21 protein-coding genes are annotated in these 22,194 nt (G+C 56.9%); 9 read left to right on the forward strand and 12 right to left on the reverse strand.

Going from position 1 to position 22,194, the window contains the following annotated elements; all coding sequences use genetic code 11:
- Positions 1–8 precede the first annotated feature (8 nt).
- Positions 9–623 carry a bifunctional nuclease family protein gene (locus AYT24_RS01320; RefSeq protein WP_010931957.1) on the forward strand — a complete coding sequence of 205 codons (615 nt, stop codon included), beginning with the start codon at positions 9–11 and terminating at the stop codon, positions 621–623.
- 98 nt (positions 624–721) lie between these two features.
- On the opposite strand, the gene bamA is transcribed toward AYT24_RS01320, so the two are convergent.
- Together bamA and AYT24_RS01330 are read right to left on the reverse strand one after the other, a co-directional pair.
- Entirely contained in the window at positions 722–3,232 is a 2,511-nt protein-coding gene (bamA, locus tag AYT24_RS01325) for an outer membrane protein assembly factor BamA (protein ID WP_010931958.1), read from the reverse strand.
- A gap of 35 nt (positions 3,233–3,267) precedes the next feature.
- Entirely contained in the window at positions 3,268–4,065 is a 798-nt protein-coding gene (locus tag AYT24_RS01330) for an isoprenyl transferase (protein ID WP_010931959.1), read from the reverse strand.
- 255 nt (positions 4,066–4,320) lie between these two features.
- Here AYT24_RS01330 and gatA point away from each other — a divergent pair, with 255 nt between their 5' ends.
- Together gatA and sucD are read left to right on the forward strand one after the other, a co-directional pair.
- Positions 4,321–5,766 carry an Asp-tRNA(Asn)/Glu-tRNA(Gln) amidotransferase subunit GatA gene (gene gatA / locus AYT24_RS01335; RefSeq protein WP_010931960.1) on the forward strand — a complete coding sequence of 482 codons (1,446 nt, stop codon included), beginning with the start codon at positions 4,321–4,323 and terminating at the stop codon, positions 5,764–5,766.
- Positions 5,767–5,801: 35 nt separating this feature from the next.
- Complete coding sequence (sucD, locus tag AYT24_RS01340; protein WP_010931961.1) at positions 5,802–6,704, forward strand: succinate--CoA ligase subunit alpha; 903 nt, start codon at positions 5,802–5,804, stop codon at positions 6,702–6,704.
- Between the two features lie 94 nt (positions 6,705–6,798).
- Here the strand turns inward: sucD and AYT24_RS01345 are convergent, their stop codons facing one another.
- The gene (locus AYT24_RS01345) at positions 6,799–7,698 is read right to left on the reverse strand and encodes a KpsF/GutQ family sugar-phosphate isomerase (protein WP_010931962.1); all 900 of its coding nucleotides are present in this window, start codon (positions 7,696–7,698) and stop codon (positions 6,799–6,801) included.
- A 289-nt stretch (positions 7,699–7,987) separates the two neighbouring features.
- Here AYT24_RS01345 and AYT24_RS01350 point away from each other — a divergent pair, with 289 nt between their 5' ends.
- From AYT24_RS01350 to AYT24_RS01360, 3 genes are read left to right on the forward strand one after another with little or no spacing between them, the layout of a single operon-like run.
- Positions 7,988–8,335: a hypothetical protein gene (locus AYT24_RS01350; RefSeq protein WP_164926827.1), complete on the forward strand. Its 348-nt coding sequence runs from the start codon at positions 7,988–7,990 to the stop codon at positions 8,333–8,335.
- Between the two features lie 24 nt (positions 8,336–8,359).
- On the forward strand, positions 8,360–9,904 hold the full coding sequence (locus AYT24_RS01355; protein ID WP_010931965.1) for a lipopolysaccharide biosynthesis protein: 1,545 nt from the start codon (positions 8,360–8,362) through the stop codon (positions 9,902–9,904).
- Positions 9,901–10,716, forward strand: a complete 816-nt coding sequence (locus tag AYT24_RS01360) for a nitrilase-related carbon-nitrogen hydrolase (protein ID WP_010931966.1) — start codon at positions 9,901–9,903, stop codon at positions 10,714–10,716. Before AYT24_RS01355 ends, AYT24_RS01360 begins: the two co-directional genes overlap by 4 nt.
- 16 nt (positions 10,717–10,732) lie before the next feature.
- Here AYT24_RS01360 and AYT24_RS01365 read toward each other — a convergent pair whose 3' ends face one another.
- The 5 genes from AYT24_RS01365 to AYT24_RS01385 form a co-directional block, all read right to left on the reverse strand.
- Entirely contained in the window at positions 10,733–11,572 is an 840-nt protein-coding gene (locus tag AYT24_RS01365) for a DUF4405 domain-containing protein (RefSeq protein ID WP_010931967.1), read from the reverse strand.
- A 16-nt stretch (positions 11,573–11,588) separates the two neighbouring features.
- Positions 11,589–12,149: a Spy/CpxP family protein refolding chaperone gene (locus AYT24_RS01370; protein WP_164926828.1), complete on the reverse strand. Its 561-nt coding sequence runs from the start codon at positions 12,147–12,149 to the stop codon at positions 11,589–11,591.
- 98 nt (positions 12,150–12,247) lie between these two features.
- Positions 12,248–12,601 carry a hypothetical protein gene (locus AYT24_RS01375; RefSeq protein ID WP_010931969.1) on the reverse strand — a complete coding sequence of 118 codons (354 nt, stop codon included), beginning with the start codon at positions 12,599–12,601 and terminating at the stop codon, positions 12,248–12,250.
- 64 nt (positions 12,602–12,665) lie between these two features.
- Complete coding sequence (locus AYT24_RS01380; protein WP_010931970.1) at positions 12,666–13,202, reverse strand: RNA polymerase sigma factor; 537 nt, start codon at positions 13,200–13,202, stop codon at positions 12,666–12,668.
- Positions 13,203–13,391: 189 nt separating this feature from the next.
- The gene (locus AYT24_RS01385; protein ID WP_010931971.1) at positions 13,392–14,774 is read right to left on the reverse strand and encodes a phosphoglucomutase/phosphomannomutase family protein; all 1,383 of its coding nucleotides are present in this window, start codon (positions 14,772–14,774) and stop codon (positions 13,392–13,394) included.
- Positions 14,775–14,886: 112 nt separating this feature from the next.
- Here AYT24_RS01385 and lpxB point away from each other — a divergent pair, with 112 nt between their 5' ends.
- The gene (gene lpxB, locus AYT24_RS01390) at positions 14,887–16,035 is read left to right on the forward strand and encodes a lipid-A-disaccharide synthase (protein WP_010931972.1); all 1,149 of its coding nucleotides are present in this window, start codon (positions 14,887–14,889) and stop codon (positions 16,033–16,035) included.
- Between the two features lie 10 nt (positions 16,036–16,045).
- Positions 16,046–16,345 (forward strand): hypothetical protein, encoded by a 300-nt coding sequence (locus AYT24_RS01395; RefSeq protein WP_164926829.1) that lies wholly within the window; start codon positions 16,046–16,048, stop codon positions 16,343–16,345.
- Between the two features lie 27 nt (positions 16,346–16,372).
- Here AYT24_RS01395 and AYT24_RS01400 read toward each other — a convergent pair whose 3' ends face one another.
- The 4 genes from AYT24_RS01400 to ychF all read right to left on the reverse strand — a co-directional run bounded on the left by AYT24_RS01400 (position 16,373) and on the right by ychF (position 21,359).
- On the reverse strand, positions 16,373–18,334 hold the full coding sequence (locus tag AYT24_RS01400; RefSeq protein ID WP_010931974.1) for an FAD-dependent oxidoreductase: 1,962 nt from the start codon (positions 18,332–18,334) through the stop codon (positions 16,373–16,375).
- 25 nt (positions 18,335–18,359) lie between these two features.
- Positions 18,360–19,358 (reverse strand): 4-hydroxy-3-methylbut-2-enyl diphosphate reductase, encoded by a 999-nt coding sequence (locus AYT24_RS01405; RefSeq protein WP_010931975.1) that lies wholly within the window; start codon positions 19,356–19,358, stop codon positions 18,360–18,362.
- 84 nt (positions 19,359–19,442) lie between these two features.
- On the reverse strand, positions 19,443–20,261 hold the full coding sequence (murI, locus tag AYT24_RS01410; RefSeq protein ID WP_010931976.1) for a glutamate racemase: 819 nt from the start codon (positions 20,259–20,261) through the stop codon (positions 19,443–19,445).
- Between the two features lie 6 nt (positions 20,262–20,267).
- A complete protein-coding gene (ychF, locus tag AYT24_RS01415) occupies positions 20,268–21,359 on the reverse strand; it encodes a redox-regulated ATPase YchF (protein ID WP_010931977.1) in 1,092 nt (363 codons plus the stop codon).
- A gap of 100 nt (positions 21,360–21,459) precedes the next feature.
- Between ychF and cmk the strand changes: the two genes are divergently transcribed.
- On the forward strand, positions 21,460–22,167 hold the full coding sequence (gene cmk, locus AYT24_RS01420; RefSeq protein WP_010931978.1) for a (d)CMP kinase: 708 nt from the start codon (positions 21,460–21,462) through the stop codon (positions 22,165–22,167).
- Positions 22,168–22,194: the final 27 nt, after the last annotated feature.

Here is a 22,194-nt window from a genome sequence, read left to right on the forward strand (position 1 = left end):
CTGACATTATGCACAAACTTCAGGTTGATATTCTCGGATTGTCAACGAGTCCGCATACCAACGGCGCCTACGCCTTGATTCTTTATGAAGTAGAAGGCAAACGCAAATTGCCGATCATTATTGGTGGGTTCGAGGCCCAGGCTATTGCGCTCAAGCTCGAAAACATAAAGCCGCCTCGCCCGTTCACTCATGACCTGTTCAAGCAAGTTGCCGATGCTTTTGATCTTCATGTCAATGAAGTGCTCATTGATGAACTGCACAACGAAACCTTTTATGCGAAAGTTATCTGTGAGATGGGGGGAGTGGTGCATGAAATTGATGCGAGGCCGAGCGATGCCATTGCTATAGCGGTTCGTTTCAGTGCTCCGATTTTCGTTTCGGAAGAGATCATGAACGAGGCGGGCATTGTCGAAGAGCGGCCCAAAGAGGATGAAGAGCAGCCTGCCGCCGAAGAGGTTGTCGAGCATCAGGGGGCAGCGCCGGAACCGGCCCAGGGCGAATCCGTTGCCGAGGAGCTGAACCGGAAGCTCGAAGAGGCGATCAACCGTGAAGATTACGAGGAGGCGGCGCGAATAAGAGACGAGCTTTTGCGTCTCAGGAAGGGCGGTAAAGGTGAGGCATAGCCTCCATTAGTGTGCCCGCCAAATCCTTTCGGAGCCATAAAAAAGCCATGACTAAAAACTTTTTAGTCATGGCTTTTTTAGTTTCCAGAAAAGAGCGGTCAGTCGTTGGGCTGACCGAACGAGAAGGTAAAGTTCCAGCCCTGCGGCTTTTTGCCCGGTTCAGACGGGACGGAGTCAAAGCCGTAACCGTAGTCGATGCCGATCTGGCCGATGATTGGCAGATAGAGCCGCAGACCGATACCGGCTGATTTTTTCAGATCGGTCAAATTGAAGTCGGAGGCGCTGGCCCAGAGGTTGCCCGCTTCGGCAAACGCCAGGGCATAGATGCTTGCCGATGAACTCAGCGTGAGCGGATATCGAACTTCGGTGGTAAACTTTGAATAGACTCGTCCGCCGTACAGATCGGTTTCACCCTCGAACTGCTGACCGAGGCTGTGGTCGGGATAACCCCTGAGCGGAATGGTCGGCAGGGATGACATGCCGCTGCCACCCATGTAGAAGTAGTCGGTGTAAGGGATATAGTCGTCCTTGCTGAAGGTGTTGAGGTATCCCTGCTGCGCCGCGACGTTCACGACCAGGTTGTGCGAAACCGGGAAAAACCAGCTTGTTTTTCCGATCAGTTTGTAGAAGTTGATTGTTCCGGGTAACACGCCTCCAGCCAGCTGAGCGGTAAAGACGTTTTTGCTTCCATGTCGCGGATAGATCGGGTTGTCGATACTGTTTCTGCTGATTGTCTGGGTGATCGAGAACTCCTCGGCCTCTTCAGGCGCATTCGTCTCGTTGAGGAAGCTGACGAAGCCGCCCTTGGTATGCAGGTAACCCAGGCGCCAGCTGATAGCGAAATAGTCGTCTGGCCAGGTGAGTCTTCTTCCGATGGTGATGTCAGCGCCGTACTGGTTGATCGTCTTTGTGGAGAGGTTGCTGCTGGTCAGGTCGTAGGTCTGCTTGGTCTTGAAGGCGGTGAAGCCCAGAGAGGTATGGGTGCCGAACGCCCAAGGATCGCTTGCCGACAGCGAAAGGGTGCGATAGTGGTTCGATCCGAACTGCCATTGCAAAGCAAGTGTCTGGCCGTCGCCGTGAGGCAGGGGGTGGTATGCCGAAGGATTGAACAGGTCGCCGAACGAGAAGTTGTGGAAGGTCAGGCCGAGCGAGCCGGTGCCGCCGCTCGAAGCGCTGTAGCCGATGGCAGCGTTGAAGGTGTCGGTCTGCCGTTCAGTGACGTTGTAGGTCAGATCGACCGTGTCGTTTTTTGCGTTCGGCTGGATGTCCGGTGTCAGGGTTTCAGGGTCGAAATAGTTGAGCATCGAGAGCTCCCTGATGCTTCTGACGACGTTCTTCCGGCTGAAGGTATCGCCCGGAATGGTATAGAGTTCCCGCCGGATGACGTGATCCTTTGTTTTGGTATTTCCCTTGATGTTGATGATGTTCAGCGTGTAAGGGTCGCCTTCGGTCAGGGTGATGACCAGATCGACCTGATTTGGCTGTACCACCTGCTCTTCGAGCTGCGCCCTGAACGACAGGTAGCCCCGGTCGAGGTAGAGAGAACTGACGTCGGAGTGATCCTGCGAAAAATTCAGGCGTTCGTTGATCTTTTTGGCGTTATACAAGTCGCCCTTTTTGATGCCGAACGTTGTGTCAAGTATCTGGGTCGTGGCGAAATCCTTGGTGTTACCGATCCAGGTGATGTTCCGGATGTGGTATTTCGGCCCCTCATCGACGTAAATATCGAGGATCAGCCCCTTTTTGTCGTCGGTGTAGGTGATCGTGTCCTTGACGATGCGCGCGTCGCGATAGCCATTGTCGCGATAGAATTCAACCAGCAGGTTCTTGTCCTCCTCGAACTTGTCCTTGTCGAGCTTCGGCTGGCCGAAAATCTTGCGCCACCAGGAGTTCTGCGAGGTCTCTTTGAGAACTCCCCGGAGTTTGCTCTCTTTGAAAGCTGTATTGCCGTGGAAGCGGATTTTTTCGATGACAACCTTGCTGCCTTCGTGAATGGTAAAGATCGCTTTGACTTTGTTCTCGCCGATATTCTGAAGGCGGTACTCCACGCCGGCTGTCAGATAGCCTTTCGCTGCATACTGCTTTTCAATTCTGTTCTCGGCGTTCAACAGCTCCTGGTTGCTTATCCGGCGTCCGGGGTTCAGATTGGCGGTGTTCAGCAACTCCTTTGTTTTGAATTTGTGATTGCCCTGGAACTCGACGCTTTGGAGGACAGGGAGCTCGGTGACGACAAAGGTCAGCTTGATGTTGCCGCTGCCAAGATCGGTTTGTTCGATCTGGATATTGCTGAAATATTGCAGATTCCAAAGGTATTGCAACACGCCGGGAATCTCCTGACCCGGGACAGTAATCCGGTCATTGATTTTGATAGGCAGGCTTTTGAGCAATTCAGACTCCTTGATGGTCTGAAGTCCGCTGAAAGTAATTTCGCGAACGGTGAACGTCCGGGTTTCCTGTATGGGGGCTGGTGCCGGACGCGCCGTAACGGATCCGTTTGCCGGAGTCGAAGGCTTTGCCTTGGCGAAAACCGAAGATGAGGGGATGTTGAGCAGAGCCAGAACAATCAGGAGTGCTGATAACTTGTCTGGTGGAAATGGTGTCGTTTTCATGAAAGGGCTGATTGGTTCTGTGGTTCAGTTCGGTGTTATTCTACTTCATTGGTCTTCAGTTGCTCGCTGGTTTTGCCAAACCGCCGTTCGCGTTTTTGAAACTCCCGGATGGCTTCATACAATTCGTTGCGCCGGAAATCGGGCCAAAGGGTGTTACTGAAAATGATTTCGGAATAGGCGTTTTGCCAGAGCATAAAATTGCTGATGCGGTACTCGCCGCTGGTTCGTATCAGCAGATCAGGATCAGGCATTGATGCGGTTGAAAGATACGAAGCAAATAGATTTTCATCTATGGTTTCGGGATCGAGCAAACCCTGTTTTACCTGAAGGGCGATGTGCCGACAAGCCTGGGTGATGTCCCATTTTCCGCTATAGCTCAGGGCGATGGTCATGGCCATGCCTCGGTTTTTTCTGGTCAGCTCTATGGTTTCATCGAGTGTCTTGCGCACGTCATCGGGGATCATCTCCATATCTCCGATGACCTCCAATCGGATATCGTTTTCAAGCAGTTTCACGGCCTCTTTTCTGAGCACCTTGATGAGCAGCTTCATCAGGGCCGAAATTTCAGGTTTCGGTCTTTTCCAGTTCTCGATCGAAAAGGTGAACAGCGTCAGGTTTTCGATGCCGAGTTGCGAGGATGCCTCGACCACATCTCTCACCGATTCAACACCAGCCACATGGCCTGCAATGCGCGACTTGCCTTTGATTTTCGCCCACCGGCCGTTTCCGTCCATGATGATGCCGATATGTCGGGGAAGCACGCAGGATGATTTCAGCGTTTCCTGGATTCGGGTATCTTCAGGATCAGATTTCGATGTGAACCACTGGGGCATGTAAGAGTAGGAAAATCAATGGGTTAATGCTGTTCATCGGAACTCGCAGCTTTTAGAGGGGGGTTCGTTCTTATCCTTGAAGCGCGCAACCTCCATGAAATTGAATTATAGACAGTTATTTGTTATTATACAAGTTTGATGGCGGCAGAGCCCACTGGACTCTTCCGGCCGGCAGCGCCCTCTATCCGCAGGAGTTGTTGTCCCGCCGCAACATGCAGATGAACGATCTTCAATTTATAATCTAGCCGAATAAACGTGCAGTTTCATGGTTACGAGGACCTCAGGTCCAGACTGCTCTCAGGTGAGCTAACCTGTGAGCAGGTGATTTCAGATTATTTACAGCGCATCGATTCCAGCCGCGACGACAATATTTTCACCGTCGTGTTTCATGACGAGGCGATGGCTCGCGCCCGCGAGCTTGACAGCAAGCTTCAGCGCGGCGAAGCGCCCGGGGTGCTTTTCGGTATGCCGATTGCCATCAAGGACAACATTGCCATGAAGGGGGCGCCTCTGTCGTGTGCCTCGAAGATTCTCGCTGGTTACGAAAGCGTCTATGACGCTACGGTGATCAAGCGGATGCAGGCCGAGGATGCCATTTTTGTTGGACGCACCAACATGGACGAGTTTGCGATGGGCAGTTCCAACGAGAACTCCGCCATCGGCCCGGTACCCAACCCCTACGATAAAACCCGCGTGCCCGGTGGCAGCTCCGGCGGCTCGGCGGCAGCGGTGGCTAACGATCTCGCCATGGTGGCGCTTGGCTCCGATACCGGCGGTTCGGTTCGCCAGCCTGCAGGTTTCTGCAACATTATTGGTCTCAAGCCAACCTATGGCCGTATCTCGCGTTACGGCCTCGTCGCCTTCGCTTCGTCATTCGACCAGATCGGCCTGCTCGCCGCCAACTGCGACGACGCAGCGCTCGTGCTTGGTGTTATTGCCGGAAAGGACGAGCATGATGCAACCTCGTCGCACCACGACGTGCCGGAGTACGATACCGCGATGGATCACGTCTCCGTCGATGGGCTGCGCATCGGCGTGCCGCGCGCATTTTTCCCCGAGAGCCTCAATGCCGACGTGGCCGGAGTGGTCAAGGCAGGGCTGAAAAAGCTCGAAGAAGCGGGCGCGGAGCTGGTCGAGATCGACCTGCCGGAGAGCGATTACGCCATCGCGGCCTATTACATTCTTGTCACCGCCGAAGCCTCCTCGAACCTCGCACGGTTCGACGGCGCACGCTACGGCTACCGTTCTCCCGATTCGCCCGACCTTTCGAGCATGTACGTGAACTCGCGCACCGAGGGATTCGGCGCGGAGGTCAAGCGTCGCATCATGCTTGGCACCTACGTGCTTTCGGCGGGCTATTACGACACCTACTACAAAAAAGCGCAGCAGGTACGCCGCGTCTTCCAGGACAAGTATCGCGAAGCGTTCGAAAAGGTCGATGTGATCTTCGGGCCGACCTCGCCCTTTCCACCCTTCGGCATCGGCGACAAGATGGACAATCCGCTCGAAATGTACCTGGCCGACGTCTTCACCGTCCCGGCCAGCATTGTCGGGATGCCCGCCATCAGCGTGCCGGTCGGCTTTGACAGCCTTGGCCTGCCGGTTGGCGCCCACCTGATCTGCAACTTTTTCGAGGAGGGCAAGATGCTTGGCATTGCACGCCATCTCCAGACCTTGTGTCAGACAGCTCCGTCCAACTGACGGTTTTTTTTCATCACCAAAACGAATATCGGCATATGAGCGTACTGGTCAATAAAGATACCCGCCTGGTCGTCCAGGGAATTACTGGCGGCGAGGGAACCTTCCACACCTCGCAGATTCTGGAGTACGGCACCAACGTCGTCGCTGGCGTCACTCCTGGCAAGGGCGGAATACTCTATAACGGCAACGAAAAGGATCAATTCTGCCGTCCTGTGCCGGTCTTCGACACCGTGCAGGAGGCTGTGGACAAGGCCGAAGCCAACGCGACGGTGATCTTCGTGCCCGCGCCATTTGCTGCCGACGCCATCATGGAGGCCGCCGCCGCCGGACTGAAGGTTATCATCTGCATCACCGAAGGCATTCCGGTCAACGACATGATGAAAGCCTACAGCTACGTGCAGGCAAAAGGCGCGGTGCTGGTTGGCCCGAACTGCCCCGGCGTCATCACCCCCGGCGAAGCCAAAGTCGGCATCATGCCGGGCTTCATCCACAAAAAAGGCACCATCGGCGTCGTTTCGCGCAGCGGCACGTTGACTTACGAAGCGGTGCACCAGCTCACCGAAGTCGGTCTCGGCCAGTCCACCTGCATCGGTATCGGCGGCGACCCGATCATCGGCACCCGCTTCCTTGACGCCGTCAAGCTGTTCGCCAAGGATGATGAAACTGAGGGTCTCGTCATGATCGGCGAGATCGGCGGCAGCGCTGAAGAGGAGGCCGCCGAGTACATCAAAAAGTACTTCAAAAAGCCGGTTGTGGGCTTCATCGCGGGCCGCACTGCCCCTCCCGGCCGTCGCATGGGTCACGCGGGAGCGATCGTTTCAGGCGGCAAAGGCACCGCCGAAGAGAAGATCAAGGCAATGGAAGCTGCAGGCATCAAGGTTGTCGAAAACCCCGCCGACATCGGCGAAGCGATGCTGAAAGCGCTTGGTAGAGCCTGAAGGCTTTCGGTCCAGTTACAAAAAAGAGCGCTTTCGAGCGCTCTTTTTATTGGTGGGAGACAGATCAGTCAGAATCAGACGGATCTGAGAAAAACTACAACCCCAGTGTTACCAGATCGTGGATATGCACAATCCCCACCGGACAGCGCTTTTCATCACACACCATAAGCTGGGTGATGCGGTGGGTTTCGAGAAGTTCGAGGCAGGCTTTGGCCTTCATGTCGGGCGCGACGGTTTTCGGGTTGGGGGTCATCACCTCGACCGCTTTTTTGTCGAGAAATGACTCGCCGGTCTGCACCAGCCGCCGCAAGTCGCCGTCGGTGAAAATGCCGGTGAGCTTGCCCTCTGCATCCACGACGCCGCTGACGCCGTAGCGCTTGGAGGTCATTTCGAGGATGAGGTCCGAGAGCATTGCATCTTCGCTGACGACGGGCAGGGCATCGCCGGTGGCCATCACGTCGCCGACCCGCATCGTCAGCTGTTTGCCGAGCGAGCCTTTGGGGTGGGTGAGGGCGAATTCCTGGTCGGTGAAGTTCTTCTTTTTCATGAGGCAGATCGCCAGCGCGTCACCCATCGCGAGCATCGCCGTGGTCGAGCTGGTTGGCGCGAGGTCGTAAGGGCACGCCTCCTGCTCGACGCCGGTGTCGAGCACCACGTCGGCGTTCATCGCGAGGTAGGAACGAGGGTTGCCGGTGAAGGCGATGATGGTCGCCTTCCGCTCCCGGAGCGCCGGGAGAATGAAGTTCAGCTCCTCAGTCATGCCGCTTTTGGAAAGGCAGATGACCGTGTCGCCCTCCGAAACCACGCCGAGGTCGCCGTGCGCTGCTTCCGCCGGATGGAGGAAAATCGCCGTGGTGCCGGTCGATGAGAGCGTCGCCGCGATCTTCTGGCCGATGATGCCCGATTTGCCCATGCCGGAGATGATGATCTTGCCTGTGCAGGCGAGCATCAGATCGATTGCTCTGGAAAAGTTCTCGTCCAGCCGCTCGCTCATCAGGCGGATGGCTTGGGCTTCCTGCAGAAGGATGTCCTTGCCCTCCTGCGTGCTGGTTGCTTGTTCTTTCATCGTTGCTCATGTGGTTTCGGCAGCGGCGATCCGGTTCGCCGCCAAAAGCTGGAAATATTCATTTTTAATCCGATATTTGCGCTATAATCCGGAAAATTCATGATATTTTCAAAGCCAGGGCGAAAGTTGTTTCGGCCTGTTGCGAACGGGAGTGTCGTGACGTGACGGCTCTTTTCTGTTCCCGGAAACTGTTCATGCTAACCATAACTTGCGGATTATGAGCTGGATTTTCATTTTCGGATTTGCCCTGTCGGTCTTTTTTCTGCTTATGTATTTTCTTTCCAAGTTCGTCAATCATATGAAGATGGAGCAGAACATGGAGATCGAATCGTTCAAGGATAGCCTGATTGACAAGGACAATCCGGTCGGTCTGACGGGTGAAGAGCTCGAAAAGATGAAGCAACAGCAGGCCGAAGCACAGGCGCATCTGCGCGAGGTGATCTCCAAGATTCCCGTTATCCAGAAAGATGGCAAGTTTCAGGTCGATATGGACGCCGTCCGGCAGCAGAAAGCGGCGGCAGCCAAAACCAACGGCTCGACTGGCCCGGCGACCGGTAAGAACTGACCGCGACCTCCAGCAGCCCAACGAATGTTCTCCAAACTCAAGCTTCTCGCGAAGGATACGGTCATCTATGGCGCGAGCACCATTCTGGCCCGCAGTCTTAACTACGTTCTTGTTCCGCTCTACGCCAACAAGCTAACCACCTTCGACAATGGCATCCAGGCGGTGATTTATGCCAACATCGCCCTGGCGAATGTCATTTTCACCTACGGTCTCGAAACCTCTTACCTGAAGGTCGCCTCCGACGTCATCAAACGGAACGAGGATGAACGTCCGCTGTTTTCGACGGCTTTTTTCAGCCTCTTTGTTACCTCAATCCTTTTTTCGGCGCTGATGCTGCTCTTTGCGCCGTCGATTGCCGTAGCCATCGGACTTGCACCGGAGTCTGGGGTGTTCATCCGTTACGCCGCAGCGATCCTGTTTCTCGATACGCTGCTCGTCGTGCCATTTGCCGAACTTCGGCTGAAGCGCAAGGCGATCCCGTTTGCGCTGGCCAAGGTGATGGGCGTGGTCGGCGGCGTCATCAGCACCTTTGTGCTCATTCTCGGACTTCATGCGGGTCTGTCCGGCGTGTTCATCGGCGAGGCGCTCGGCTCGGTGGTCAGCCTGCTGTTCATTCTGCCGGTACTCAAAAATCTCAAACCCACGTTCTCGCCCGGCATGTGCCGGCAGTTGCTTGGCATTGGTTTGCCCTACGTGCCGACCGGCATCGCTGGCCTGCTCATCCACCTGATCGACCGGAATCTCCTGATCCGCATTCCGCAGCAGGACATCGACCGCCTGTATGGCGCGGGGTTCCAGGCTTCGGATATCACCGGTATCTATGGTCGGGTGGCGGCGTTTGGCGTGGCGCTCCAGATGTTCATCCAGATTTTCCGCTTCGCCTGGCAGCCGTTTTTCCTGCAACATGCTGACGATCCCGAAGCCAAGCCGCTCTTCAAGCAGGTGATGAATCTTTCGGGCATTGCAGTGATTGTGCTTGCCGTGGCCTGCACTTTTTTTGTGCCCGATCTGGTGCGCTACCACTGGGGCGGCAAGCTCTATCTGTTGCCGCCGAAATACTGGATGGGCATGTCGATTCTGCCGTGGATCTTTTTCAGTTACGTGTTCGACATGATTTCAACCAACCTGTCGGCAGGCATTCTGATTACCGGCAAGACCAAATATCTGCCGGTCGTGACCTTCGCGGGAGCCGCCGTGACGACGCTCGGGTGCTGGATTCTGATTCCGCTTGGCGGCATGGATGGCGCGGCGGTGGCGATTCTGCTCGGCGCGGCGGTGATGTGCCTCTGCATGGGGTGGTACTCGGTGCGCTTCTACCCGATCAGTTACGATTGGGGCCGCCTGTCACTCTTGCTCGGCGCGGGGCTGGCGTTCGCAGTATGGCATGACGACCTGCTCGTCTGGCTTGCCGGTTTCGGGATCAGCGGCCTGCTTGCGATGATGGTGAAACTGCTCATCGTCTTGCTCTATCTCGTGCTCGGCACGCTCATTTTCCGCAACGAGGCGTCGGCTGTCGTGAAGATGGTGCAGAGAAAATTGCGTCCGGCGGGAAGTTCCGGCAGCCGATGATCCGTCTCGCCACCGTCCAGTTTACGCCACGTCTCGGGGAGCGCCAGGCGAATCTCGAAGCGATCCGGAGTTTGCTCGATCCGGTCGAAGCGGACATTGTCGTGCTGCCGGAGCTGTGCTCCAGCGGCTACTTTTTCACGTCGCGTGAAGAGCTTGCGCCGTTTGCCGAATCGCCGGGCGGCGTGGCGTGCAGTTTTTTCCAGGGCCTCGCCGACGCGAAGCGTGCGATCATCATCGCCGGAATGCCCGAAACGGCGCAAGGTTGCTTCTACAATTCGGTGTTCGTGTTCCGGCCCGGCGTTGCTGACCCGCTCGTTTACCGCAAGTCTCATCTTTTCTACAAGGAGCGCTTCGTGTTTGAGCCGGGCGACACCGGCTTTCCGGTGATCCGCGACGAGCAGCTCGACATTTCAATCGGCATCATGCTTTGCTACGACTGGCGTTTTCCGGAGGTGTCGCGGGTGCTGGCCCTCGGCGGGGCCGACCTCATTGCCTGCCCGTCCAACCTTGTCACCGATGCATGGCGCAAGGTGATGCCTGCTCGCGCTATCGAGAACAAGCTGTACGTCGCCGTGGCCAATCGGTGCGGTACTGAAACGAGGGGTGATGAGACGCTGCTGTTCAAGGGGTGTTCGGCGGTGTACGATCCTTACGGAGAGACGGTCGCACTTGCCGACGCTGACAACGACCGGGTGCTGCTGGCGGAGATCGATCCACGATCATGCCGCGACAAGAGCTTCAACGAGTTCAACGATATTTTCGCCGACCGGCGGCCCGAGCTGTACGGCGCGATCTGCTGTCCCCGCCGCTGAAGTCCTCGATCTCCGCTTACCGTTTTTCAGCCATCCGGTTGATCCTGCTGACCAGTTCGGAGGGCTCCATGCTGTTTTTCGTGGCGATGTCGCGAATCGACTCTCCCGGCGCGGCCTCGATGCCCTGCTGCTTCAGCGCCTGTTGCAGTGCGAGTGGTGAGACGCCGATGGTTTCGGCGGCCTCCGTGAGTGTTTTGCGGCCCCAGCCCGATCCCTGAAGTTCACCGGATTGCTTGCCTTTCGAGATAATGCCGTAGAGTTTCTCCACCTTCACGCCGTTTTTGTCGGCGATCTCCGTCAGCGTCTGTCGGGTGTCACGTACCTCGATGCCCGCCGCGCGGAGTTTTGCCACCATCTTTTCCGCCGGATCGTTCACCTGCGGCAGCGCGCCGAGTTCATCGAGCGGCATCGCTTCGGCGTGTGGCACGGGTGGGCCGCCGGTTTTGTTTTCCCAAGAGCCTGAAAGCCGGTCGCCAAGGGCGATGATCTGCTCGAAAGGCGGCAAGTGCCATAAGGTGCCGGCAGCAAGTACGGCAAAAAGAAGGAGTGAAGTTACAAGTTCTGCGGGGCTGTTCAGGCCCTTCGATGCTTTGGTCTTGATGTAAGAGAGGAACGCTTTCCAGTTGATGACGAACAGGTGGAAGATCGACAGGATGATGAAGGCGAAGCCAAAAACAACATGCTGGTTCTGCCAACCTTTTTTGGTCAGTCCGAATATATTCCAGTCAGTCCAGTTTGCTACCCTGCCCGGGGGCGAGATGTAGAGCACAATGCCTGAGATGAGCATCACGAGGAAGGTCAACAACAGCCCTGTGCTGATGAAGACACGCCACTTGAAATGTTGCTGGACAGTCATGCCTGTTACCGGATTATCAGGGTTCAGGAGCCGATGGTGGGATTGGGCCTCGATGATTGTCTTCCCGATCTTCCCGATGGGGTCGGCCTTTCCATAAAGTCATTTTCTGGTACCTGACGGTGTAGATATTGCTGAGCAGCTTTTTCAGGGAATCTCGTTGGGTTAGTGTGCAGAGCATGGCAAGTTCATGGAAATGGAGGGCAAGATCCTTTTCGAGCCACGCCTGGCGTTTGCCCAGGCTGTCTGCGATGGCTGAAAGTTTCTGCAGGTCGGGATCAGGCTTGACCGCTTCGGAGATCATCTCCTTTTTGAATTCGATAATCTTCTGCACAGCGGGCATGGTCTTGCGGAAATGTTCCTGTCGGAGTTTTCTGAATGCCGTTTTTTGCTGATCAGTCAGCGCCAGCTTGTTTCCCCCACGCGGGCTGGTTCCGCTATAGAATCGGGTGATTTCAACCGACTGGTAACGTTGATTGACGTAGTTTTGCCACCAGAGCACTCCCATCAGGGTGATGTTGAGTATGACCAGAAGCACCAGGGCTGTCGTGACGAAGCGCTTGGAAGAGAGAAAATCCATCGGTAACCACTAAAAATTCATTCCACAAGTTACTGGCTGCACAATGCGGATCGCATCGTTGCAGGCTTTTTGCCGTTCAAAGTGTTCATGCGCCGGTTTCAGCGGTCGATAGTCGTCTGATCGTCGTAATAGGAGAGCGCCGGACCACCGTAGTCTTCGGTTAACGATTCAGCAATGGCTCCTGAAGAGCCGGTTGCTTGCGGTGTCCCATGCATAAAGAGCATGAGGGCCGAAGCGATATTCAGCATCAGCAGAAGAGCCATGAAGGCGAGTCTCGGATTGAAAGCCCCGCCGGGCAACGCTGACCATGAAGTTTTTTTAACCTCCATTGCCTCGATCCGCTGCATAAGCCGTACCCTGAAGAGATGATCCACCTCCACCCGGGGCATCTGGTCAAGCAGCCCAATGGTCTTCATGACCTCAGCGTTGCGTTGTTCAGTAGTTCTGTTCATGGCTTTTTACGTTTTCATCAAATGTGACGTCGAAACATTTAAAATCTTGTGTCGAACGGAGCACTCAGTTACCTGAGCGGTAATGGCGTTCAAGACGTGATTGCAGATTTTTTTTTGCCCGGTGAATCAGCGACTCGACAGCCGGGATGGTTGTCTGGAGGATATCGGCAATTTCCTGGTTGCTGTATCCGTCCTGCTTGCTCAGAAGGAACGCCGTTTTCTGGTTGTCGGGCAAGCCGTCGAGCGCATTTTGCAGTACGCTGAGTCGTTCCTTGCTGTCGAGCACGTCGGCAGGGTTATCGTTGCTGGCTGCGGGTATCGAGTCTGCCGGATCATCGATTCCGATGACTCGTTTGAGCGAGCTGAACCGTTTCTTGCGTTTCAAGCGGCGCAGGTGATCCAGCGACTTGGTGACCGCGATCCGGTAAATCCAGGTCGAGAGTTTCGACTCCTCACGGAATTTGTCGAGTGATCGATAGACCTCTATGAACACCTCCTGCGCCAGATCTTCGGCATCCTCACGATTGAAAACGAAGCGGTAACAGGTGTTGACGACCATGTCTTGGTGTTCGGCGACAAGTTCGCTGAATGATCGGTCCACTGATGTTGGCGCCTGCTGCTGCAATAGACAAATGTTAGGGCAAATCGAAAATAATTTCCGGTAATTCTGCGCTTTGAAAACAAAGCGCAGGGTCGTCTTTCAGATCAACGCAAGCGTTTTGCGTTTTCCGGAACTGTTCGGTGTCGGGCGCACGGTAAGACGCCATTTTGCCGGGTTTCTTGCGCTGTTTTAAGCGAGTCTGGATGCGAAAGCGAGCACTTTTTCCACTTTTTCAGTGGAATCGGCTTCGCAATAAATCCTGAGCACCGGCTCGGTGCCCGAGGCCCTGATGAGCAGCCAGCCGCCCTCGAAATGGTATTTGAAGCCGTCCAGGTCGTTGAAGCTGGTGACCGGATAACCGGCGATGCTCTTCAGCTTGCCTCCGGACGCTGCTTCGATAATGGCCGCTTTCTTCGATTCGGCTACTCGCAAATCAAGCCTGTTGTAACTGAAAAAGCCATACTCGTCATACAGTTCCTCGACAAGTCCGGTAAGCGTTTTCTGCCGCCGTGCCATGATTTCAAGCATCAGGAGGCCGGTATAGACGCCGTCCCGCTCGGGCAGGAACGAGGTAATGCCGATGCCGCCGGACTCTTCGCCGCCGATGAGAATGTCGTTGGTGGTCATCAGGCGGCTGACATATTTGAAGCCGACCGGCAACAGGTGCATTTTCAAATCGTGTTTCTGGCAGATTCTGTCGATAATGTCGGTCAGGGCAAAGGTTTTGGCCACTTCGCCACGCTGGCCTTTCTGTTCGACAAGGTATTTGAGGACGATGGCGAAGAGCTTATGCGAATCGACGAATTCTCCCTTCTCGTCGAGCATCCCGATGCGGTCGGCGTCGCCGTCATTGATGATCGCCACGTCGGTCTCGACTTCCTTGAAGAACTCGACGAAATCAGTGATGTATGGCGGAATCGGCTCGGGATTGATGCCGTCGAAGCCCGGATTGACCGAGCAGTGGTAGCAGTTGACCATCGATTCATCGAGCAGGCGGGTGACGATGTCCTGACCCGCACCGTACATGGCGTTGTGAGCGATCTTCAGTCCCGACTCGCGGATCAGCTTCAGGTCCAGCTTCGATTCGAGATAGGCAATATATTCCGACTTGATGTCGGTCATGGTGATCAGGTTTTCCGCTGGTTTTACCAGTGTGGAGGGATCGATGCCGGACAGATTTTTCTCGATTTCGTCGATCACTTCCGGGTGCGCCGGCCCGCCGTAGGAGGCCTTGACCTTGAACCCGTTGTAGATCGGCGGATTGTGCGAGGCAGTGATCATGACGCCGCCGGCGAGCTTGTGTTCCCTGGTATAGAGCGAAACCGCCGGTGTGGAAACGAAGCTGCTGGAGAGGAAAACCTTGAGACCCATCGACGAGAGCACCTCCGCGGTGTAGCGGGCGAACTCCTTCGACATGAAGCGTGTGTCGTAACCGACGCAAACGCCATTTGACTTGTCCGGATGCGAGAGAAAATATTTTCCGGAAGCGAGAGCGGCCAGCTTGAGATTGTCGTAAGTGTATTCTTTGGCTATAATTGCCCTCCAACCATCGGTTCCGAATTTGACTTGCATTCTCTAGTAGATTTGATATAATGGTGTTGACTGGCCAAGGCCTTTTCCGGTATCCGGAAGCGCAAACGTGACACAAAATACGGTTTTCTGTTCGATGATGCAATCAACGCAGATGACGTGCCGAAGGAAGCTTTTCGTTCTGGCCGGTGAGGTCTCTGGCGACCTTCATGCGGCAGGCCCCGTGCGCGAGCTGCTCGCGGCCCGGCCCGATACGAAAGTGTTCGGCGTCGGCGGACGCAAGCTGGCCGAACTTGGTGCGGAACTGCTTTACACCACCGACCAGATGAGCATCATGGGTTTTGTGGAGGTGCTCAAACACGCGGCGTTCCTGCGCAAGGCGATCCGCGAACTCAAGGCGGCCATCGTGCGTGAAAAGCCCGATGCGGCGCTCCTCATCGACTATCCCGGCATGAACCTGCATCTGGCGGCTTTTCTGAAGAAACAGGGGGTTCCGGTGATCTACTACATCTCCCCGCAGGTGTGGGCGTGGAAGGAGCGGCGGGTCGAGAAGATTCGCGCCTGCGTTGACCGGTTGCTGGTGATTTTCGACTTCGAGGTGGAGTTTTACCGTCGCCATGGCATCGATGCGGAGTTCGTCGGCAATCCGGTTGTCGAGGAGCTGGCGGAGCTGAAGTTCGCGCCCAAGCCTGAGTTCCTCGCGCGGATGGGCATCGATTCCGACGCCCGCATCGTCGGACTGCTGCCAGGCAGCCGCAAGCAGGAAATCGAGAAGATTTTCCCCGAAATGCTCGGCGCGGCAAAACACATCGGCGAGCAGGGCAAAACCGTCTTCCTGCTCGGCAGGTCGCCGCACATCGATCCAGCGCTCTACGATCGGTACCTCCGAGAGGCGGGCATCGAGCCGCTCGACTGCACGTCGTACGAAGTAATGCGGTACAGTGATCTGGAGCTGGTCACCTCCGGTACGGCGACGCTCGAATCGCTTTGCTTCGCCGTGCCGATGGTGGTGCTCTACAAGACCTCGCCGCTGAACTATTTCATCGGCAAGCGGCTGGTGAAGCTCCACAACATCGCGCTGGCCAACATCGTTGCCTGCGGATTGCTGTCGGAAAAACAGGCCGTGCCAGAGCTGATCCAGCACGAGGCGAACGCCGGAAACATCAGCAGGAAGGTGCTGGAAATTCTTTGTAATGACGCCGTATCGTCGTCGATGCGGCGCGAACTCAGGGAGGCGCGGGGGCGGCTTTCCTCGGATTCGCCCTCACGCCATGTGGCCGCCGTGCTGTTTGAATATTTATGACCTGCCAACCATGACTACGATTATCAACTACCTGACCGCTCATCCGGTGGTGCTTGGCATCGCGGTGATCTTTTCGCTTTTGATTGTGCTTTCGTTTGCACGGCGGGTTCTGCGCTTTCTGATCGTTTTGGCGGCCCTTGGCATTCTCTACGTTGCCTGGGTAAGCTGGCACGGCGGCAACCCCGCCGAAAAAGCGGAAAAGGCGAGCAAGTCGGTAAAGCAGGCCGTCCACAAGGGTGAGGGCGCGATGAAGGCGGTCGACTGGCTTTTCAAAAGTGAAGACCATCCTCGGAAAGAAGAGGATAACTGACGATAGAAAAGCGAGTTATCAACCCTCTTATCTGCTGATCGCTCCGGTCGGGCAGTGGTCGATCAGCTCTTCCCGGATCGTGACTGCATCTGCCGAAGCCGACTCCAACGTGCGGATGCAGATGCCGCAATCGATGCACTTTTCCCGTTCGAAACGCATGTCGCCTGACCTGTCGATGCTGAAGTATTCGTGGGCCTCTTCGGTGGCCGGTGTTGCCACGCCGAACGCCGTGGCCAGATTCCGCAGGCGGCAATCGTCAACCGCCTGGCAGCGGCATCGCAGGCAGCGTTTGGCCTCCTCTCGCGCCTTTTCCGGATCGTACCCCGTTACCGCCTCCTCGAAGCTCTGGCGTCTCGATTCCGCCTCAAGCTCCGGCACGGCAACCCGTGCCGCAGGCCTCGCCCGGTCGTAGAACTGGTGCGGGGCCTTGTCTCGCGCTCCGTACGATGAGTTGAACATCGACATTCCTGTTGCTGCCGGATCGCCGCCGTTGAGGTAGCGGTCAATCGCTTCAGCGGCGAGGCGACCCTGCCGGACAGCTTTGATGGCGAGGTCGGGGCCGCTGACGCAGTCGCCCGCCGCGAAGACGCCCGCCGCGCCAGTGAGCATAGATTCTCCATTGATTTTGACTGTTCCGTTGCGCTCGACGCCGATACCCGCTGCCGCTTCAGCCGGGAGGTCAACCTGCTGGCCGGTGGCCGAGATGACCGTGTCGGCGTGGAGCGTGAACTCCGATCCCGCGACGGGAACCGGGCGGCGGCGTCCGCTCGCGTCGGGTTCGCCGAGCTGCATTTCGACCGCCGTGACGACAAGACTATTCGCTCCTTTTTCAATCGCGACCGGCGCGGCCAGCAGGCGAAGCTCGACGCCCTCGGCGACCGCCTCCTCGATTTCCAGCCGGTTAGCGGGCATCTCTTCGCGTCCGCGGCGGTAGAGAATCGTCACCGATTCCGCACCGAGCCGCAGGGCGGTTCGTGCCGCGTCGATGGCTGTGTTGCCGCCGCCGATGACGATCACCGACTTGCCGGGCGCGGCAGCTTTTCCGTCCGCAACATTGGCGAGGAAACCGATGCCGCTCTGTACGCCGTCAAGCTCTTCGCCCGGAATGCCGAGCTTCGATGCCTGGCTCGCGCCGATGGTGAGCAGCACGGCATCGTGCTCCTGCTGCAATTCCTCCAGGTTTGCGTCCTTGCCGAACAGGGTCGAGAAGCGGAACTCCGCGCCCATCTTCACGAGCGGCTTGACGTCGGCGTCGATCACCGCTTCGGGCAGGCGGAACTTCGGGATGCCGTAACGCATCATGCCGCCCGCTTTTTCGTTCGCATCGAGAACCGTCACCGCGTGCCCGTCGAGCAGCAGATACCAAGCGGCGGTCAGACCCGCCGGGCCTGCGCCGACGATGGCCACGCGCTTGCCGGAGGCCGGTTTGCGCTCCGGAAGTCCCGATCCTTCAACCATATCCTGATCAGCAGCGAAGCGCTTGAGGGCGCAGATCGAGACCGGCTCGTCAACGCCGTGGCGGCGGCACGCCTCCTCGCACGGTGCGGGGCAGACGCGACCGAGAATGCCCGGCAGCGGAATGGTGCGGCGGATGATTTCGAGCGCTTCGCGGTCGTTACCTTTGGCGATGGCCGAGACGAATCCGGGAATGTCGCAACCCGCCGGGCAGGCCAGCTCGCACGGCGCGAGGCAGTCGCCGCAGTGCCGGGCAAGCAGCCGTTCAAGGCTCTGGCGGCGCATGGCGTCGAGCTCGGCATTGCTCGTTTCGACCACCATCCCTTCGCTTACCTTCGTGCTGCACGAGGGGATGAAGCGGTTTTTGCCCTTGATCTCCACGATGCAGATCCAGCACGAACCGGTCGCTTCGATCTCTTTGTGGAAGCAGAGCGTCGGGATGCGGATGCCGTTTTCGCGGGCCGCTTCGAGGATGGTCTGTCCCGGAGCCGCCTGCACGCTGCGGCCATCGATAATGAGGTTGACGGATTTCATGGTCGGTATCATTTCGTGGTTGCGTTCATGCGTTCGGGTTGGAGGAGCCATCGCCGAAGGTCTTGTCGATATAGTTGGCCACCTTTTCGAGCAGCCACATGGGGGTCGAGGTCGCACCGCAGATGCCGACGCTTTCGACCGGTTTGCCGTTTTCGCCGACGAACCATTCGGGCCGGATTTCATCCACATCCTCGATGAAGTAGCTGTGTGGATTGGCGTCTTTGCAGATCGAGTAGAGCACCTGGCCGTTCGAGCTTTTGCGACCCGCCGCAAAGACGATGCAGTCGTTCGCGAGCGCGAAATCGCGCAGCTTGCCGTTGCGGCTCGAAACCTGGCGGCAGATAGTGTCCTTGAAGACCAGCTTCGGCATCGCGAGAGCGCCGGTTTTTTCGGCGGTGATGTCGATGTCGCGCACGGCCATCCACTCGCCGCTCTGTGTGCCGGGGTTGCGGTGGCCGTGTTCGGCGAAGAGCTTTTCGAGATTCCTCTTCAGCTCGTAAAAACCGGGCACGTCCATCGTGGTCTGCGAGATCAGTGCTGTTTTGCGGCTGAGGTCGAGCGGGGCGATTTCCTCTGGATCCGACAGGTCGGGATGCTTGATGACGACCCCTTCGTCATCGCACTGGCCGTTGATGCCGATCACCTCTGGGTGAACTTTCTTTCCGTAGATCACCACCTGGTAACCGAGCTGGTGCAGCATTTTGGCGGTCCTCTGCAACTTTGCCACCACGGGGCAGGTAGTATCGGTGATCGCGAGATTGTTCTTCCGTGCGGTTTCGTAGGTCGAGGGCGGTTCGCCGTGTGCGCGGATCAGTACCTCGGCATTCCGGAGCTCTTCGAAGGCCGGAATGTCGATGGTTTCCATGCCGAGCGCTTCGAGCCGCTTGACCTCCACCTCGTTGTGCACCACATCGCCGAGGCAGTAGAGCTCGCCGGACTGGGCGAGTTTCTCTTCCGCAACGTGAATCGTGCCCTGCACGCCGATGCAGAAGCCGGACGATGTTCTGTCAAGATTGATTTTCACTGGTCTCTCCGGTATGGTAAGGCCGTCGCCTTCAAGGTTCAGATTTTGCCGGAAAAGATACGATTAAAATGGGAAAGGCAATGGCTACATCCCTACCAGCTCGACGTCGGGGAGTTCGGTGCCCATGAAGAGGCGGTAGAGTTCGCGGAACTTCTGCGGGAGGTCGCTGACCATGAGATGCGGCAGCGCTTTTTCGGGGCTTTGGTTCAAGAGGCCGCGAGCTGCGAGGAGTTCTCCGGCTTTGCTGGCAACCGCTTCGGCGGAGTCGATGATGGTGATTTCCGGCCCGGTGATGCTTTCGATGATCTTGCGGAGAATCGGGTAGTGGGTGCAGCCGAGCACGAGGGTGTCGATCTCTTTACCGGTGAAGGCAGCCAAGTATTCTTCGGCGACAAGTCTTGTGGCAGGGTGATCGATGAAGCCCTCTTCGGCGAGCGGTACGAAAAGCGGACAGGCTTTCGGAAAAACTTCGAGTGTTTCTTTCTCCTCGCGGATGGCGCAGGTGTAGGCGTTCGAGCCGATGGTGGCCTGGGTGCCGATGACGCCGATGCGGCCCGATTTCGTCTTCTGCACGGCCAGTTCCGCGCCAGCTTTCAGCACGCCGATGACCGGAATGCCTCCGGCAGTCTGCTCGACTACGTCGAGCGCCAGCGCTGACACGGTGTTACACGCCACGATGATGAGCTTCGGCTGGTGCTTCATCAACAGCTCGGTGTCCTCGCGGGCATACTTCCGAATCGTGACCTGCGATTTCGAGCCGTACGGTACGCGAGCCGTGTCGCCAAAATAGATGATCCGCTCAGAGGGCAGTGCGGCCTGCACGGCCTTGACGACGGTCAGACCACCGATGCCCGAATCGAAGATGCCGATAGGACTGTCAGATGAAACCTTGTGCTGTGGCATGGCGTCTTACACATTAAACCGGAAAGTAATCACATCCCCATCCTTGACAACATACTCTTTGCCTTCGGAGCGCATTTTGCCGGCCTCTTTGACCTTCTGCTCCGAGCCGAGAGTTATCAGGTCTTCGTAGGCCATCACCTCGGCCCTGATGAAGCCCTTCTCGAAGTCGGAGTGGATCGCGGCGGCGGCTTCCGGAGCGGCGGCGCCCTTGCGGATCGTCCAGGCGTGAACCTCCTTGACGCCTGCCGTGAAGTAGTTGTGCAGGCCGAGCAGGTTGTAGGCGGCCATGATCAGGCGGTCGAGGCCCGACATTTCGAGGCCGAGGCTTTCGAGGAAGTCCGGACGCTCCTCTTCGGGCAGCTCGGCAATGTCCGCTTCGGCTTTGGCGCTGATGATGAGCATTTTCGAACCGTTCTCTGCTGCTATCTTCGCCACCGTTGCGGTATGCTCGTTACCATCAGGCAGGTCGGTTTCAGCCACATTGGCGGCAAAAAGCACCGGCTTTGCCGTGATGAGGAAAAACTGTTTCGCCATGGCGCGTTCTTCGTCGTTTTCGAGAATGCTGCGCACCGGCACGCCCTCGCCGAGTCCGGCCACGATCTTCTCGGCCAGATCGACCAGCGCCTGCTGATCTTTCTCCTTGCGGGCACCCTTGCGCAATTTGTCGATGCGCTTTTCCATGCTGTCGAGGTCGGCCAGCATCAGCTCGGTCTCGATGGTGGCGATGTCGCCCGCCGGATCGATTTTGCCTTCGACGTGGATGATGTTCGGATCCTCGAAGCAGCGTACCACGTGAATGATCGCGTCAACCTCGCGGATGTGCGAGAGGAACTGGTTGCCAAGTCCTTCACCCTTGCTGGCACCTCTGACCAGACCGGCAATATCGACGATTTCGAGCACCGCAGGCACGATCACCGGAGTCTTGACGACGCGGGCGAGTTCACTGAGGCGCGGATCGGGCACGAGCACGGTGCCGACGTTGGGTTCGATGGTGCAGAACGGGTAGTTGGCGGCTTCGGCCTGCTTGGCCGTGATAGCATTGAACAGCGTCGATTTGCCGACATTGGGCAGACCGACAATGCCGCAGCGAAGTGACATGGGCGGAGATGTTTGTTGAGAAAAACGGTTTTAACATGTAATCAATTCGTTTGGAAAAAGCAAATTAATTTTTTACAATTACAGGCTATTTTAAAATGCATTGGAGAGCCCTATCGAAAAGAAACCGATCATCGTCGCCATAGACGGTCCGGCAGCATCCGGTAAAAGCACGACCGCCAAAATTCTTGCGGCCCGGCTCGGATACACCTACATCGATACCGGAGCCATGTACCGCTCCGTGACCCTCAAGGTGCTTCGTGAAGGTTTGCTCGACGAGATTCGGAAAGATGAGACCCGCATTGCCGAACTCCTTCAGACGATCACCATCGGCTTTCAAGGGCAGCGGGTTTTTCTTGATGGTGAGGATGTCTCCGAAGCGATCAGGGAGAACCGGGTCAGCCGCGAGGTCAGTTTCATCAGCTCTCTCAAGCCGGTTCGTGACAAACTCCGCGAGCTTCAGCAGGAGATGGGCCGGAAACGCGGCATCGTCATGGATGGGCGCGATATTGGCACCGTCATTTTCCCCGACGCCGAGCTGAAAATTTTTCTTATTGCCGATCCGGCGGAGCGCGCCAAACGGCGTCATGCCGAGCTTCTGCTTAAGGCTGGCGGCGCGGCGGTTCCCTCTGTCGAGGCGCTTGAAGAAGAGATCAAGCAGCGCGATCGCGATGATGAGCAGCGCACCCACGCGCCGCTCAAACGTCATCCCGATGCGGTTCTGCTCGATACTTCGAATATGACCATCGACGAACAGGTCAACGTCGTGTACGATCTGGTCAATAAAATTGTGGAGCAGCAGAGCCTGTGATGGCCTGTTGCCTTTGAATGTGAACAG

It is taken from the genome of Chlorobaculum tepidum TLS, from assembly GCF_000006985.1.
Lineage (GTDB): Bacteria > Bacteroidota > Chlorobiia > Chlorobiales > Chlorobiaceae > Chlorobaculum > Chlorobaculum tepidum.